This is a genomic window from Shinella sp. GW821-FHT11G07, from assembly GCF_058808115.1.
The window spans coordinates 481,473-496,398 of record NZ_JBXARJ010000001.1; the positions used below are offsets into that span (position 1 = coordinate 481,473).

A 14,926-nucleotide genomic window follows, 5' to 3' on the forward strand; every position below is an offset into this window, starting at 1 on the left:
CTTCCCGCTGAACGGAGGAGAAGGCGGAAAAGTTCTGCTGCGGTTCGGAGGAGAGGCCAAACGACCCCGCAAAGGCCTTTGCGCGTTCAGCGCTCGCCGAAGGCGTGATTGTCGATGACACTGTGGAGACGAAGCGCAAGCTCCACGGAAAAGCGCCGTTCCGGCGTTTCCACGTCGATGCCGAAGAGTTCCTGAATGCGCCCCAGCCGGTAGCGCAGCGTCGTGACGTGCAGGCCGAGGCGGTCCGCACAGGCCTGGCTGCGGCAGCCTTCCTTCAGATAGGCGGAAAGTGTTTCCAGATAGGGCGTGCCGTTTTCCCGGTCGTGCTCGGCGATCGCCCCGACGCTGTCGCGCACGAAGCTTCGCACGTCGCCGACGTCGGCTGCGGAAACAAGCATCGGCAGCGGCCCGAAATCCTGCGTGGAGAGCGCGCCTGTCAACCCGAAGGAACGGCCGATGCGGATCATCCGGGTGCATCGTTCCCAGGCCGTGGCATAATCATCGAGACCGCTACAACGGCTTCCGGCAACCACGATCGGCGGCTCACCGAGATAACGACCAAGCTCCTCGGCGATACGGCGCATGAGTTTCGTGGTGCGCTCCTGTCGGTGCCCAGCCTCATGTTTCATGAGGCAGACGACGCCGCCATCGATCGCCACAAGTCCGGCCTCGATCGAGGCCTGTTGCATGATGCGCGACAGCGTATGCTCCACGTCGATGGAACCGCCGCCGAAAGCCTTGGCCCGCTCCGGGAAATCGACCACGATCATCTGCTGCGGCAGCGACAGATCAAGCCCGAGCCGCGCGGCACGCTGGCCAATATCAGCCGCATCGCGCCAGCGCCGCTCGACTATCTCGAAGAAAAGCTCACTTTGCGTGCGCGTCTCGAAGCGGAAACGCAGGAAGCTGCGCATCATCTGGACGCTGAGTGCGAACTTCGCGCTGTCGAGCATCAATTGGTCCAGCTCCCCTTCAGCAGCCGCGAAGGGGAAGATCACCAGTGCCCCGACCAGTTGGCGGTCGACCATCAGCGGTTCGACACGGGCGGAGACGCGCAGCCGCCGCGCGCCATCCTCAAGGAAAATCGGTGTGGTTTCGGTGCTGCCGCGTTCCACCGCCTCCCGCGCCGCGCGGATGAGCACACGGGCAAAGGTCGTGGGCGCCGCCGCCTGCCAGGCGGCATCATCGAAATCCGTCGCCAGCGGCGAGCGCCCGGCGATCACCTGGTTGACGGTAAAATCCACGACGACGAGCGGATTGGGCAGCAACCTTCCCACCATCGCGGCGAGCGAAGAGACGGAACCGTCGCTGAGCACATGCTCCAAAAGCGAGGTATGTGCCGCAAGTGCCCGGACGAGCCGCTCCGACCCGCGCTTTTCCGCCGCAAGACGGTGCTGTTTTTCGACGGCGATCGCGCCGAGGTGGATGATCGTTCCGAGGAAGGCGAGGTCGTCCTCCGTGACCTCGGTCACCGTGCGGGCGATGACGCTCAAGACCATCGGACGACCTTCCGCATCCGCGCAGTCCATCGGCATGACGAGCACGGTTCGGTAATCGCGCTCGAACGCTTCCTTGCGATAGCCGGGAAACTCCGCGCTTTCCCGCGCATCGCGGATGTATACGGGCTCGTTGCGCTGGAGCGCGATGAGCGATGGGCTGGTCGCCAGCTCCCAGCGGTCCGGCAGGTCGCGCTGGAGGAGCGTTGGATCATGCCGCACGATGACATGGGCATAGCCGTGCGCCGCATCGATGCCCATGATAGAGCCGAGCGCCCAGTTGGCATGCCGGCAGGCGGCGGCGATCAGGTGCTGCAGCACGGTCGACAGATCGCCGCCGCTGTTGATCTGGCTCGCGACATCGCGAAGCGACAGTATCCGTGATTTCTGGTCCAACGCGCCGCGCATCCTCGTTGCAGAGCCGTGATAATGCGGCGGGGCGGCGCTGAAATCTACTTGTTTTCGGAGGATGATATGCTGCTCCGCTCCTCTGGATACGAGGAAGACCAGGCGCGGCCACACGCTAGGTTGCGGCAAGTTCAACAGACGGTGGAAACGACATGGCCCTCGACATCCGAAAGATCTGCACCTTCCTCGAGGAGACCCATATCGAAGGCGGCAAAGTCGCGCCGCGGCCGTTCAATGTCGTTGTCGTCGCCGCCATCATCCGCAATCCCTGGGCCGGCAAGGGCTTCGTCGAAGACCTCCGGCCGGAGATCATCCGCATTGCCGGGCCGCTCAGCACGGAAATGACCCGCCGCCTGCTGGCGCAGATGCCGGCGGAGACCATCGAAGCCTGCGGAAAAGCCGCCGCCGTCGGCGTCAATGGCGAAATCGAACATGCCTCGGCGATGATCCACACGCTTCGCTTCGGCAATCCGTTCCGCGATGCGATCGGCGGCACCAACTACCTGGAATTCGCCAACACGCGCAACGCGCCGGGCGCCCTGCTTTCCCTGCCCATGATGCACAAGAGCGAGAACGGCAAGCGTTCCCATTTCCTGACTGCGAACTACCAGATCGCCGACGCCCCACACCCGGACGAAATCGTCGTCGCCATCGCGGCCGCAGACGGCGGGCGTCCTCACGCCCGCATTGCCGATCGCTTCCAGGACATTGCAGAGATAGAGGCCGAAGCCTCACGTCCTTGAGGTTACCTGGAAGCCTCATTGCTGCAAATGCCTATCCGGGTGGCTGCTCTTGATAACCCGGGACGAAGACGCTTGGCCGCAGGCGGATCGCATTCTTTCCTTGTCTCGGCATAGAAACATGATAGTTTTCATCATCTTTAAGCCAGTCAAGATGGACGAGGCGCACGGCATTCGATGAAGAAGAGCGGCTTCAAACGGTGAGTTATCTGCACGCGATGACCTGCTATACCGAGGGCATCAAGGTCCTCGCGCCGGTCAAATGGCGCAGCCTTGATGGTTTGGTGGGCGTTTTCTGGGATGCCGAAGGCCAATCCGGCGCAAAGGGCTACTATCTGTCCCCCGATCCACGCATCGTGATTTTCTTCAGCGACGTGTCGCCGTTCATCCAGATGACCAACCGCGAAGGCGGAATGGCTGCGCACGCCCGTCCCATGACACGGGCAGTTTACGTGCCTGCCGGCGTGCCACTCTGGACCAGCTTCACGTCCTCGCACCGTTTTTCCCATCTGGACCTGCACCTGCACAAGGACCGGATGCTGCGCTTCCTGTCGCCCTCGGTGGGCATGTCCTGCGCGCTCGCGGCCCTTCGCCGCCCGGTCGAGATCCAGGATGTCGGCGCAATCGAAGCGCTGGCGGGCCTGCTGGTCGACGAGGTCTCCACCCCGACGAAACACGCGGTTTATGCGGAAAGCCTTGTTGGCAGCATCGTCAGCGGCCTGCTCGATATTTCTGACCACGGAACGGAACTTCCCAATGGCAGGCTGACCCAGGCGCAGCTGAACAAGCTCATCATGCACGTCAACACGCGAAGCGATGGCCGGCTGAGCGTCGCCGAAATGGCCGAAACGGTTGGTCTTTCCGAAAGCTGGTTTGCCAATGTCTTCAAGCAGACGACCGGCAAAACGCCGCTGCAGTGGCAGCTCGCCAGGCGCATCGACCTTGCACAAAAGCTGCTTGCGGAAAGCGAACTGAGCATAACGGACATCGCCGCCCAGCTCGGCTTCTCCGATCAGGCGCATCTGACGAAAGCCTTCCGGCAGATCGTCGGAGGAACACCCGCCGCGTGGCGGCGGATGCAGCAGTTCGACTAAAGACGTCACGCCCACCCGAAAGGCTTCGGGCGGCGCGCATTCATCACCAGGTCTGGCGTAGCGTCGCGTAGACTGCGCGACCGGGGTTGTAAAAATCGGCGCCAAAACCGCCGTAATCGACATGCTTGCGGTCGAACAGGTTGCTGACATTGAGTTCCAACGCGGTGTTTTCCAAGACCTTGTAGGTAAAGGCCGCATCGACAACGAAGTTGCTGCCCGTCTTTACCGTGTTCGCGTCGTTGAAATAGTAGGCGCCGGTATAGCGTCCGCCGAGCCCGAACGTCATGTCGCCACGCCGGCCATTTCCCTCAAGCGTGTAATTGACCCAAAGCGAGGCGATGTGCTCGGGAACGTGATAGGGGCGATTGCCTCTGTTCGGGTCCTTGGGATCAATGATCTCGGCGTCGAGATAGGAGTAGGCGGCCGTCAGGCTCCAGTTGTTCGTCAGCTCAGCCTTTGCCTCGAGGTCCAGGCCCTTCACTTGCATGCCATCAAGCTTCTCCCAGCTGTTCGTCGCTGCATTGAAGCGCGAAACATCCGTCTTGGTCAGGTCATAGACGGAGGCCGTGAACAGGGCCGGAAAAGCCTCGGGCTGGTATTTAACGCCGAGCTCGATCTGTTCGCCACGCTCCGGGTCTACGCCAAAGGCCGGGGGTGCGACCGATTCGGCATAGGTCACGTAAGGCGCGATCTCATCGGTCAACCGATAGGTCAGGCCGATACGCTTCGTCAATTCGCTGACATCCGCTTCCTTTGTCGTGGACGCCAGATTGTTCGTCTCGCTGAGATCCAGCCAGTCATTACGCAGCCCGGCCGTAACGATGATCTTGTCGGCAAAGGTCAGCTCCTGCTGCATATAGAGGGCCTTGCCTTTCTGGTCATTGCTCGTACTGGCAATCAGCGGAAGCGATGTCGGCCGACCGGTATAGATGGGATTCGTCCAGTCGATACTCGGCGCCGGTCCCCAATAGGTGTCGTTGTCACCGGCAATGCTGTTGTACTCGGCACCGATCAGGGTACGGCTTTCAACATTGTCGAAGCTTGCTTCATATTGCAGATGCGCGTCGATGATGAACTGGCGGCTGGATGCCTCATTGCCGAAGAAGGCACGCGACGCGGTATTCGAGCCATCCGTCGATGTGCCGGAAATGTAGGCGTAGCCGAAATCGGTGTTCGTCTTGCTGTAGCGCGCATTCGTGTTGAAGGTGAAGCCCGAGCCGAAATCATGGTCCAGCATGACGCTGACCGTATTCCTGTTGGTGCCGCGGTAGTTGTAATCGGGCTCGCCGAAGAAGCGGTCGCGATCGAAATCCGTCCCGACCGGATGGCCACCGCTGCCCGGCACGCCATCCTTGTTGAGGTGATCGTAGACGATGGAGAGGTTGGTGGCGTCGGTCGGCCGCCAGGTCAGGCCACCCATGAAAAACTTTTCATCGTCGCGCGAATAGTCGTATTCGGCGTCGGCATCCCTGAGCTTGCCGGTGAAACGGTAGGAAAGTGTGTCGTCGCTGGTCAGGTTGTCGCCGAAATCGAAACCCACTTCCTTGCGGTTGAATGACCCGCCCGTGACGTAGGCTTCGCCGAATTTCTCGCTCTTCGGTCGCTTGGTCACGAAATTCACCGCGCCACCCGGATCGGAAACACCGAAGACCGTGGAGTTGGCGCCCTTCAGCACCTCGACGCGCTCGAAGGCATAGGCCTCTTCGCGCACCCCGCCGAAGGGGCGACCGAGGACCAGCCCGTCGCGATAGGTGTAGGCGTCGAAGCCCCTGATCTTGAAGAAGTCATAGCGATCATCCGACCCGTAGAAGTCCGTGGTGACGCCGGCGGTGTATTGCAGCACCTCCTCGACGGTCTCTGCGCCACGCTGCTGGATTTCCTTGGCGGTGATCACGGAAACCGAGGCGGGCGTATTGAGAATCTCGGTCGCCATCTTGCTGCCGCTCGAGGTCTTCGTCGCCACGATCGATTTCGCATCATTGTCGTAGTTTACGGTGGTGCCGTTGCCCTCGATGACAATCGTTTCCAGAACCGTTGCGGAGCCCGCCTCCGCCTGCTGTGCGCGCAAAGAAGCCGGTGTCAGGGCGACGAGGGCCGTGCAGCCGAGAAGCATCACGTTTCTGCACCGGGTAAGATGCAGCCGCTTGTCGTCGCTAGTTTGCTTGATGTTCATCATCGAATCCAGAATTGAGTTGCGCTCGCTGGCAGCCGGCAAACCGTTGGCATGTCGAGACCAGCCGGAACACAATTGCCCTCACAGCCTCAAGCCCCTCTCAGACCGGTGCAGCGGTGCGATGTTCCTTGGGGGCGTCAATAACTTGAGATATCCAGTCTAGTATTGTAGATTCCCCCGGTTTTGTAGGAAACTACGGAAACTTCGCGGCTCTCCGGGAAAGACATGGGCATTCGCCTTGACGCCGCCCGGTGAACCTGAAACGGAAACTCCACTTTAAGGACCATGGAGGGTTTCGCCAATGCCGCGGCTCTTGCGTTTTTGCGCAGCACTGTTCATCGCATGCCTCTGGGCACTCACCTCCGGCAACGCCCGGGCTTCTGACGACACCACCTATCCCATCGTCATCAAACACGCCTTCGGCACGACGACGATCACGAAAAAGCCTGAGCGGGTGGCGACGGTCGCCTGGGCAAACCACGAGGTCCCGTTCGCGCTCGGCATCGTGCCCGTCGGGTTTGCCGCAGCCAATTTCGGCGATGACAATGGCGACGGACTGCTGCCCTGGGTTGCCGACAAACTGGCGGACTTGAAGGGTGCGACACCCGTACTGTTCGACGAGGGCGACGGCATCGATTTTGAAGCGGTCGCCGCGACGAGGCCGGATGTCATCCTCGCGGCCTATTCCGGACTGAGCCAGTCAGACTACGATACGTTGAGCCAGATCGCCCCGGTCGTGGCCTATCCCGGCTCCGCCTGGTCGACGGACTGGCGCGAGATGATCCGTCTCAACAGCACGGGCCTCGGCCTGGCTGCTGAGGGCGAAGCGCTGATCGGCCGCATTGAGAAAGAGATTGCCGATACGGTCGCGGACTACCCCGTCCTGAAGGGCAAGTCGGCCATCTTCGTTACCCATCTCGACGTGACGAACCTCAGCACGGTCAATTTCTATACGGCCAACGACACACGGGTAAAATTCTTCGCCGATCTCGGGCTGGTATCCCCGAAAAGCGTACTGGAGGCGACGAAGCCGGGCCAGTTTGCAGCCAGTGTCAGTGCCGAACGGGTCGATGCCTTCGGCGATGTCGACATCGTGGTGAGCTATGGCAGCACGCCGCTGCTCGACGCCGTGAAGGGCGACCTGCTTCTTTCGCACATGCCCGCGGTTCGCAAGGATGCCCTCGTCATGCTTGGCCAGAATCCGGTCGGAACCGCCGCCAACCCGACACCGCTTTCGATCTCCTGGGTGCTGAAGGACTATGTCGGGCTTCTTGCCGAAGCCGCCGGGAAGGCGCAATGACGGCGCAGGCTGCCAAGGCACAGGACATGCCGCGGCTTGCCGGGCGCTCGAATCGCCTGCACGCTCTGTGGCTGTTCTCGCTTGCCGCCATGCTCGTGCTGCTCTGTGCGCTCTCCGTCGCGGTCGGCACACGCGACGTCGGCTTTGACGATATTGCCGCCGCGCTCGGTGGACAGGTCGAGACGATCGGCCAGGCAGCGGTGGCCATGCGGATTCCCCGCACGCTGCTCGGTCTTCTGGCGGGCGCCGCACTCGGCCTCGCTGGCGCGATCATGCAGGGTGTCACGCGCAATCCGCTTGCCGATCCCGGTATTCTCGGCGTCAATATGGGGGCATCGCTCGCGGTCGTGGTCGGCGTTGCCTGGTTCAGTATCGATACGATCCATGCCTACATCTTCACGGCAATCCTCGGCGCCGGCGCTGCGGCGGTCTTCGTCTATGTCATCGGCTCGCTCGGGCGCGGCGGCGCGACGCCGCTCAAGCTGGCGCTTGCCGGAGCGGCAACCTCCGTCGCCTTCTCGTCGTTGGTCATCGCGGTCGTGTTGCCGCGCAACGATATCGCCGGCGGCATCCGGGCGTGGCAGATCGGCGGTGTCGGCGGCGCGACCTTCGAGCGCATCTATCCTGTCCTGCCCTTCCTGGCAGTGGGCTTTGTGATCAGCCTGCTTTGTGCGCGCAAGCTGAACGCTCTTGCCCTCGGCGACGACGTCGCTGCCGGCCTCGGCGAGCACGTCGCGCTCACCCGCGCGGTCGCCGCGTTCGGCGCCATCCTTCTTTGCGGAGCGACGACGGCGATCTGCGGTCCGATTGCCTTCCTGGGCCTCATCGTGCCGCATCTCAACCGCCTGCTGGTCGGGGGCGACCATCGATGGTTGCTGCCGTTTTCCGCGCTCGGCGGCGCCGGCCTGCTGCTCGCCGCCGATATTGTCGGCCGCATCATAGCGCGGCCGGGCGAACTCGATGTCGGCATCGTCACCGCGTTCATCGGCGCACCATTCTTCATCTGGATCGTACGCCGCCAGCGGGTACGGGACCTGTGACCATGCTTCTTGCGCCCGTGACCGACATTATCGTTGACAACCGCCGCCGCCGCACCCGCCGGCACAGGCTGGTCGTCGCTGTTCTTCTCGCCCTTCTGGCCGCCGCCTTTGTCATCACCCTGTTGCTTGGGCAATCGTTCACGCCGCCTCGGGATATCCTGCGGGTCCTGATGGGCGAAGACGTGGCGGGCGTTGCGTTCACGGTCGGCCAACTCCGGTTGCCGCGCGCGGTTCTGGCAATCCTCGCAGGCCTCAGTTTCGGGCTGGGAGGCGTCGCCTTCCAGATCATGCTGCGCAATCCGCTGGCCAGCCCCGACATTATCGGCATCACCTGGGGCGCCAGCGCCGCGGCGGTCTTCGCCATTGTCGTCCTCGGCCTGAGGGGACCGATGGTATCGATCCTCGCGGTCGGCGCCGGGCTCGGCGTGGCACTTCTGGTCTACGGACTGTCGTTCCGCAACGGCGTTGCCGGCACGCGCCTCATTCTCGTCGGTATTGGCGTCTCCGCCATGCTGGAAAGCGTCATCGCCTACATCCTGTCCACCGCCCCGGCCTGGAGCCTGCAGGACGCCCTGCGCTGGCTGACCGGCAGCGTCAACGGTGCGCAGCTCGGCCAGACGCTGCCCCTGATAGCATCCCTCGTCGCCTTCGGCGGCCTGCTGCTGAGCCGTACGCGCGACCTCGAAGCCCTGAGACTGGGGGATGACACCGCCGCAGCGCTGGGCGTCCGGGTCTCCCGAACGCGGGTGCTGATCATCATTGCCGCCGTCGGCATGATCGCCAGCGCCACCGCCATATCCGGGCCGATCGCCTTCGTCGCCTTCCTGTCGGGGCCGATCGCCGCCCGGATCGTCGGGAACAACGGATCGCTTCTCGTTCCTGCCGCTCTGGTGGGCGCCGTGCTCGTGCTGGTGGGCGACTATTGCGGTCAGTTCCTGCTGCCTAGCCGTTATCCCGTGGGCGTGGTCACCGGCGCATTGGGTGCCCCCTACCTGATTTTCCTGATCGTGCGCGTCAACCGATCCGGAGGGTCGCTATGAAACCCCACGCCCTTGTCGCAAGCCGGCTCTCCGCCGGCTATGGCGGCACCCGCATTCTGGAGGGGCTGGACCTCGCCATCCCCCCGGGCAGCATCACCGTAATCGTCGGCGCCAATGCCTGCGGCAAGTCCACGCTGCTGCGTACCATGTCACGCCTCTTGTCCCCGCAGCAGGGGCATGTGCTGCTCGATGGCAAATCGATCCACCGCATCCCCTCCCGCGAGTTGGCGCGCACCCTGGGCCTCCTGCCGCAATCGCCCACCGCGCCGGAAGGCATTGCCGTTGCCGATCTCGTCAGCCGCGGGCGGCATCCCCATCAGGGCGTGTTCTCCCGCTGGACGCGCGAGGATGACGAAGCCGTTGCGGCGGCCCTTGCGGCAACCCGCACCGTCGACCTTGCTGAAAGACCGGTCGACGAACTTTCCGGCGGACAACGCCAGCGTGTCTGGATCGCCATGGCGCTGGCGCAGCAGACGGAACTCCTGCTGCTTGACGAGCCAACGACCTTTCTCGACATCAGCCACCAGATCGAAGTGCTGGACCTCCTGACCGATCTCAACCAGACGCGCGGCACCACGATCGTCATGGTGCTACACGACCTCAACCTGGCAGCACGCTATGCGGACCACCTCGTCGCCATGACGGATGGCCGGCTGCATGTCTCCGGCAGGCCGGAGGATGTGTTGACGGAAGAAAACGTGCGGCAGGTCTTCGGCCTGGAAAGCCGCATCATCACCGACCCGACATCCGGGCGTCCGACCATGTTGCCGATCGGACGACATCGGATGATCACAGGACAGGCCGGCGCTGCCGGCAAGAATGATACCGCCCGGATCCGGGCATTCGAGAGCGAGGACCCGTCATGACCGCAGTCGCGGAATTCAAACTTTCCGGCATAGCACTGCCGAAGGATGCCGAACGGATGCTCGATGAGGTCTGCGAGCACTTCATCGAACACGCAGAGGTTCAGCGCACCGCCGGTAACGCGCTGCTCACGAGCGAAACCGGCACCGCGCATATGCGCCTGGAGGATGGCAAGCTTCTGATCGAGCTGGTCTGCCCGACGCAGGATGCGCTCCAGATCAGCCGCACCGTCATCGCCGAGCATCTCTTCTACTTTGCCGGAGACGAGCCGTTCGAACTTGCCTGGTCCGAACCGGCGCCGCGCACGCGGCTCGCCAACCTTCACGAGGTGACGGTCGTGTCGGCAAAGGACGTGACACCGCATATGCGGCGCGTGATCGTCGCCTGTGCGGATGCCACGCCCTTTGTCAGCAGCGACATGCATGTGCGGCTGCTCATTCCGCCGCGGGGGCGGGCGCCGGTCTGGCCGGGTCTGCGCGACGATGGCCGCATCGCCTGGCCGGAAGGCGAGGATACGCTGCTGTCCCGCGTCTATACGATCCGCGCCGTCGATGTGGAACGGCAGGAGCTGTGGATCGACTTCCTGCAACATCCCACACCGGGCATCGCAACCCCGGGCGCCGACTTTGCCCGGGATGCGCAACCGGGCGACCGATTGGCACTGCTCGGGCCGGGCGGCGGCAACCTGCCGGAAGCAGCCTCCATTTTCCTCGTCGGCGACGAAAGCGCCCTGCCCGCCATTGCCCGCATCGCCGCCGAAGCACCGGCGGGCACGCACATGCAAGCCATCATCGAGGTGCAGGACGCGGCGGAAGAGCAGCCGCTTCCCACCGCCGGCACGCTCAACGTGCGCTGGTTGCACCGCGGGGCCTATCCCGCCGGCACGAAAAACATGCTCGCAGAAACGGCGAAGACGGCCTTTGCCGCCGTCGATGGTGAGACCTTCGTCTGGGTGGCCTGCGAGAAAGACGACGTGCGGATAATCCGCGGCTTCCTGAAGAGGCGGCAGCATGACAGGAAGCGGATGTATGTGGCCTGGTATTGGGAGCGCGAAGTGGTGGCGGCTTAGCCCGAGCGCGGGAGCGTGTCGGTCGGCGACGCCTACTTTGAGCGAAATAGCTTTAGAGTTTGTTTACGATTAGGCGCCTACCCTCGATTGCAACGCGATCTGGGGCCAGCTCATGCTGAGAGTGATTTCGTGTATAGCCTACGAGCACGACTATGCTTTTGTCATCGCGGCGGCAATTGTCTGCATCGTGACGTCGGTCATGACGGTGCGCTTGTTTGATAGAGCCGATCGCATCCCCACCGCCCGCCGGCTCTCCTGGATTGTCCTGTCCGGCATGGCTGGTGGTGCAGCCATCTGGACCACACATTTCGTCGCCATGCTGGGCTTTCAGCTTCCGGCGGAACACGCATTCGATGCATTCCTGACGGTCGGCTCGCTCCTCATTGCCATCAGCGTCACGGCCGGCGGTTTCTACATGACGGTGGAGCGGGCGTGGAACCTGCCTCCCGAGATCGGCGGACTGGTTTTCGGCATAGGCATCGTCGCCATGCACTTTACCGGCATGGCGGGCCTGGAAAATGCCGGGCAACTCGAATGGGACCAGACCCTCGTCACCGCGGCCGTGCTGTTTGCGCTGGGTTTCGGCGCTCTGACGGCCCATCTGCTGGCACGATACCATTCGGGCCTCAGCCGGCTTCTGGCGATGCTCACGCTGGTGCTTGCGATCTGCACCATGCATTTCACCGCCATGGGCGCGGCAACATTGTTGCCGGACGCCACCGCCGCCGCCCCGACGCACACGATGTCCAACGAATTCCTGGCCGTGCTGGTGCTCGCAACGATGGCAGTCATCGCCGGGTGGATACTCTACATGATGGACACCCGCTCCCAGCGGGAGTTGATCGACAGCTTCCGGCATGCAGCACGGCACGATCCGCTGACGGGATTGCCAAACCGGGCCTATCTGTCGGAGCATCTGCCCGCCATGCTGGCGCAGGCGCGGGATTGCAGCGCGCAGGCAGCGGTGGTGGTCATCGACCTCGACCGTTTCAAGGAGATCAATGACGTTCACGGGCACCATGCCGGTGACTGCCTTCTGCAGACGCTCGCAAAGCGGTTCGCATTGCAGATGACAGCAGGCGAGATCGTAGCCCGCGTCGGCGGCGACGAGTTTGTCGCCATCAAGCATCCTGTTCATGAACAGGCAGATGTGGACGAATTCGCCCGGCGCCTCGGTGACTGCATTACCGAGCCGGTGCAGCGCGGCACCACGACGCTTACCGCAGGCGCAAGCATCGGGATCAGCCGGTTCCCGGGCGACGCAGACAATGCAGAGGAGTTGATCGGAAGGGCAGACCTCGCCATGTACCGTGCCAAGCGGGCGATTGGCGACGCGGTTTGTTATTATGAGCCGTCCATGGACGAGGGGCGCCGAGAGCGCAGTTCGCTTGCCATGGAACTGCGCCATGCGGTCGAGCGGGATGAGCTTGTACTCCACTACCAACCACAGCTGAACCTGCAATCAGGCGAGGTCATCGGGTACGAGGCGCTGGTGCGCTGGAAGCACCGCACGCGCGGTCTCGTGCCGCCATCCGACTTCATTCCGATCGCCGAGGAAACGGGCCTGATCCTTTCGATCGGCGATTGGGTGCTCAGGACTGCGTGTGAGGAGGCCGCTCGCTGGGCCAAACCGTACAGGATCGCCGTCAACATCGCCTCTGCGCAACTCGCACAGGCCGACCTGCCGAAGTCCGTTCATGAGGTCCTTTTATCTACAGGCCTACCGGCATCGCGTCTGGAACTGGAGATCACCGAAGCAAGCCTCATAGAGGACCGGGAACGGACGCTGCGTGTCATTCGCCAGTTGAAGACGCTGGGCGTGACCATCGCCATGGACGATTTCGGCACGGGATACTCCTCGCTCTCCATGTTGCAGACCTTCCCCTTCGACAAGGTCAAGCTGGATCGCTCCTTCATCGAGGCGGTGACGACCAACGAGGTCTCGATGGCGATCGTCAAGGCGACGATCCTTCTCGCCACCAGTCTCAGAATGTCCGTCGTTGCTGAAGGCGTCGAGCGGCAGGAGCAGGCTGATTTCCTGCAGGCAGAAGGGTGCCGGGAAGCCCAGGGATTCTTCTACGGTCGGCCGGAACCGCTATCGGAAATCGCCGACAAGGTGGGCCGGGTGACATCTATCGGCGTCGGACCCGTCGCAGCTTGAAAGGGCGAGGCCGTCGTTTCAGGCCGCCATACACCCGCGGATAGAAAATCACGGGCGAAGAAAAAATAAAATCGACGGCATACCGCTGATTCCGCGATGTTTTTTCAGTACTTTTTTTGTGAAATCTCGGGCGACGGCGAGAATTTTGTTGCCCAAGCCGGCAAACATACTTATCTTCGTGGTATCGAACTTTGCTTGCGACCTTTGTCTTCCGCCTTCCGGCTCGGTCAGATCTCCTCTCATTGTCGATTTATTTGCGGCCGATTTCGTCGCGTTTTCAACGATTGAAAGGATATCGTTATGAGTTCAGGCACCGTAAAGTGGTTTAACGGCACCAAGGGTTATGGCTTCATTGCACCGGATGACGGCGCGAGTGACATTTTCGTGCACATTTCCGCTGTCGAGCGCGCCGGCCTCCGCTCGCTCGCCGAGGGCCAGAAGGTCAATTACGAAGTGGTTCAGGACCGCAAGTCCGGCAAGCTTTCTGCCGACAACCTGACCGCAGAATAAGAGAATTGTTGCCCCTTTTCGCTGACCACGGATGTACTGGCAGCGAACGGAGAGCGACGGGAAGAGGTCGGGTCGATGCCCGGCCTTTTTATTTTTCGCATTCGGGAAGTCGGAACCTGAAAGGGGCACCTATGAGCCGGAATGTCTACGCAATCGGTGACGCGGTAAAGCTCAAGACTGATCAGCGCCGTCCTGCCGATGGCGGGAGAGCTTGCCGGATCGTCGCTGTGCTGCCTTCTGATCGTGGCGAAGTGCAATACCGCGTTCGTGTCGGCGATGAACCCCATGAACGCCGTATTCTCGCAAGCGACATCGAGGCGCCGGACACTCCGGTGGTGACAAGGCCCAAAACGCCGGCCGCCCATTCCGGAGGAAAAGTGCCCTGGTTCAAGGCCTCCAGCATCCGGACCAAAAAGTAAACAAGCAGCGGGTACTCCCGCCAAGGAAGGACATAATTTGCAAGTTCTCGTCAGGGACAACAACATCGAGCAGGCTATCCGCGTTCTGAAAAAGAAGATGCAGAGAGAAGGGCTTTTTCGGGAAATGAAGGCGCGCAGCGCCTACGAAAAGCCTTCCGAGCGGAGAGTACGAGAAAAAGCCGATGCCATCCGGCGTGCCCGCAAGCTCGCCCGCAAGAAAGCGCAGCGAGAAGGTTTGCTTCCGGCACCCAAGAAGAAACCCATTCGCGCGTGATCGCGTGGCGACCAGTTTCCGGCTCAGGTGAGGAGTGATCGATGACAGCGACTCGACAGCAATTTTTCAAGCCGACAAAGGCGACGGCTGCCACGAAGGCGGCTGAGACCAACTCTGTCGCGAAAGGCATCATCGAGCAGGAAGCCGCCGCCCGCGAAAAGAAGACCGAGAAACTGCGCGCGTTGCGACTGGCCCAGGATGCGGAGACGGTTCAACCGGTTCCTGCTCCGAAGCGAAAGCGCAAATAGCCAGCGATGGCTGTGAGGGGCGCAAACGCCCAAGCATCGAGACAGCTTGCCCGACATTCAAAGGCAAGCCCATTTCGACAAGACCATCGT

Annotated in this window: 14 protein-coding genes; 12 read left to right on the forward strand and 2 right to left on the reverse strand. The window is 62.3% G+C overall.

What is annotated here, in order from left to right:
* Window positions 1-86: 86 nt before the first annotated feature.
* Complete coding sequence (locus AC1RT2_RS02150; RefSeq protein WP_493099053.1) at window positions 87-1,892, reverse strand: helix-turn-helix domain-containing protein; 1,806 nt, start codon at window positions 1,890-1,892, stop codon at window positions 87-89.
* Between the two features lie 164 nt (window positions 1,893-2,056).
* Between AC1RT2_RS02150 and AC1RT2_RS02155 the strand changes: the two genes are divergently transcribed.
* Window positions 2,057-2,647: an amino acid synthesis family protein gene (locus AC1RT2_RS02155; protein WP_493099055.1), complete on the forward strand. Its 591-nt coding sequence runs from the start codon at window positions 2,057-2,059 to the stop codon at window positions 2,645-2,647.
* Between the two features lie 215 nt (window positions 2,648-2,862).
* Window positions 2,863-3,738 (forward strand): helix-turn-helix domain-containing protein, encoded by an 876-nt coding sequence (locus AC1RT2_RS02160; protein WP_493099553.1) that lies wholly within the window; start codon window positions 2,863-2,865, stop codon window positions 3,736-3,738.
* Window positions 3,739-3,781: 43 nt separating this feature from the next.
* Here AC1RT2_RS02160 and AC1RT2_RS02165 read toward each other — a convergent pair whose 3' ends face one another.
* Window positions 3,782-5,911 carry a TonB-dependent siderophore receptor gene (locus AC1RT2_RS02165; RefSeq protein ID WP_493099057.1) on the reverse strand — a complete coding sequence of 710 codons (2,130 nt, stop codon included), beginning with the start codon at window positions 5,909-5,911 and terminating at the stop codon, window positions 3,782-3,784.
* Window positions 5,912-6,212: 301 nt separating this feature from the next.
* Here AC1RT2_RS02165 and AC1RT2_RS02170 point away from each other — a divergent pair, with 301 nt between their 5' ends.
* The 10 genes from AC1RT2_RS02170 (at window position 6,213) to AC1RT2_RS02215 (ending at window position 14,836) form a co-directional block, all read left to right on the forward strand.
* On the forward strand, window positions 6,213-7,211 hold the full coding sequence (locus AC1RT2_RS02170) for an iron-siderophore ABC transporter substrate-binding protein (protein WP_493099059.1): 999 nt from the start codon (window positions 6,213-6,215) through the stop codon (window positions 7,209-7,211).
* Window positions 7,208-8,251 (forward strand): FecCD family ABC transporter permease, encoded by a 1,044-nt coding sequence (locus AC1RT2_RS02175; RefSeq protein WP_493099061.1) that lies wholly within the window; start codon window positions 7,208-7,210, stop codon window positions 8,249-8,251. The genes AC1RT2_RS02170 and AC1RT2_RS02175 overlap by 4 nt, the downstream gene beginning before the upstream one ends.
* 2 nt (window positions 8,252-8,253) lie before the next feature.
* Window positions 8,254-9,291 carry a FecCD family ABC transporter permease gene (locus AC1RT2_RS02180; RefSeq protein ID WP_493099063.1) on the forward strand — a complete coding sequence of 346 codons (1,038 nt, stop codon included), beginning with the start codon at window positions 8,254-8,256 and terminating at the stop codon, window positions 9,289-9,291.
* Window positions 9,288-10,157: an ABC transporter ATP-binding protein gene (locus tag AC1RT2_RS02185; protein ID WP_493099065.1), complete on the forward strand. Its 870-nt coding sequence runs from the start codon at window positions 9,288-9,290 to the stop codon at window positions 10,155-10,157. The genes AC1RT2_RS02180 and AC1RT2_RS02185 overlap by 4 nt, the downstream gene beginning before the upstream one ends.
* A complete protein-coding gene (locus tag AC1RT2_RS02190) occupies window positions 10,154-11,224 on the forward strand; it encodes a DUF2218 domain-containing protein (RefSeq protein WP_493099067.1) in 1,071 nt (356 codons plus the stop codon). Before AC1RT2_RS02185 ends, AC1RT2_RS02190 begins: the two co-directional genes overlap by 4 nt.
* A 112-nt stretch (window positions 11,225-11,336) precedes the next feature.
* Window positions 11,337-13,385 carry a putative bifunctional diguanylate cyclase/phosphodiesterase gene (locus tag AC1RT2_RS02195; RefSeq protein WP_493099069.1) on the forward strand — a complete coding sequence of 683 codons (2,049 nt, stop codon included), beginning with the start codon at window positions 11,337-11,339 and terminating at the stop codon, window positions 13,383-13,385.
* Between the two features lie 300 nt (window positions 13,386-13,685).
* Window positions 13,686-13,895: a cold-shock protein gene (locus AC1RT2_RS02200; RefSeq protein WP_069062649.1), complete on the forward strand. Its 210-nt coding sequence runs from the start codon at window positions 13,686-13,688 to the stop codon at window positions 13,893-13,895.
* 131 nt (window positions 13,896-14,026) lie between these two features.
* Window positions 14,027-14,314, forward strand: coding sequence for a cold-shock protein (locus AC1RT2_RS02205; RefSeq protein ID WP_493099072.1), 288 nt, complete (start codon window positions 14,027-14,029; stop codon window positions 14,312-14,314).
* Window positions 14,315-14,351: 37 nt separating this feature from the next.
* Complete coding sequence (rpsU, locus tag AC1RT2_RS02210; RefSeq protein ID WP_069062647.1) at window positions 14,352-14,588, forward strand: 30S ribosomal protein S21; 237 nt, start codon at window positions 14,352-14,354, stop codon at window positions 14,586-14,588.
* A 41-nt stretch (window positions 14,589-14,629) separates the two neighbouring features.
* Window positions 14,630-14,836 (forward strand): hypothetical protein, encoded by a 207-nt coding sequence (locus AC1RT2_RS02215; RefSeq protein ID WP_069062646.1) that lies wholly within the window; start codon window positions 14,630-14,632, stop codon window positions 14,834-14,836.
* The last annotated feature ends 90 nt before the right edge of the window (window positions 14,837-14,926 follow it).

Bases quoted from the DNA above. Each gene is read 5' to 3' on its own strand.
- AC1RT2_RS02155 (WP_493099055.1), top strand. From the start codon at position 2,057: ATGGCCCTCGACATCCGAAAGATCTGCACCTTCCTCGAGGAGACCCAT.
- AC1RT2_RS02160 (WP_493099553.1), top strand. From the start codon at position 2,863: ATGACCTGCTATACCGAGGGCATCAAGGTCCTCGCGCCGGTCAAATGG.
- AC1RT2_RS02165 (WP_493099057.1), bottom strand. From the start codon at position 5,911: ATGAACATCAAGCAAACTAGCGACGACAAGCGGCTGCATCTTACCCGG.
- AC1RT2_RS02170 (WP_493099059.1), top strand. From the start codon at position 6,213: ATGCCGCGGCTCTTGCGTTTTTGCGCAGCACTGTTCATCGCATGCCTC.
- AC1RT2_RS02175 (WP_493099061.1), top strand. From the start codon at position 7,208: ATGACGGCGCAGGCTGCCAAGGCACAGGACATGCCGCGGCTTGCCGGG.
- AC1RT2_RS02180 (WP_493099063.1), top strand. From the start codon at position 8,254: ATGCTTCTTGCGCCCGTGACCGACATTATCGTTGACAACCGCCGCCGC.
- AC1RT2_RS02185 (WP_493099065.1), top strand. From the start codon at position 9,288: ATGAAACCCCACGCCCTTGTCGCAAGCCGGCTCTCCGCCGGCTATGGC.
- AC1RT2_RS02190 (WP_493099067.1), top strand. From the start codon at position 10,154: ATGACCGCAGTCGCGGAATTCAAACTTTCCGGCATAGCACTGCCGAAG.
- AC1RT2_RS02195 (WP_493099069.1), top strand. From the start codon at position 11,337: ATGCTGAGAGTGATTTCGTGTATAGCCTACGAGCACGACTATGCTTTT.
- AC1RT2_RS02200 (WP_069062649.1), top strand. From the start codon at position 13,686: ATGAGTTCAGGCACCGTAAAGTGGTTTAACGGCACCAAGGGTTATGGC.
- AC1RT2_RS02205 (WP_493099072.1), top strand. From the start codon at position 14,027: ATGAGCCGGAATGTCTACGCAATCGGTGACGCGGTAAAGCTCAAGACT.
- AC1RT2_RS02215 (WP_069062646.1), top strand. From the start codon at position 14,630: ATGACAGCGACTCGACAGCAATTTTTCAAGCCGACAAAGGCGACGGCT.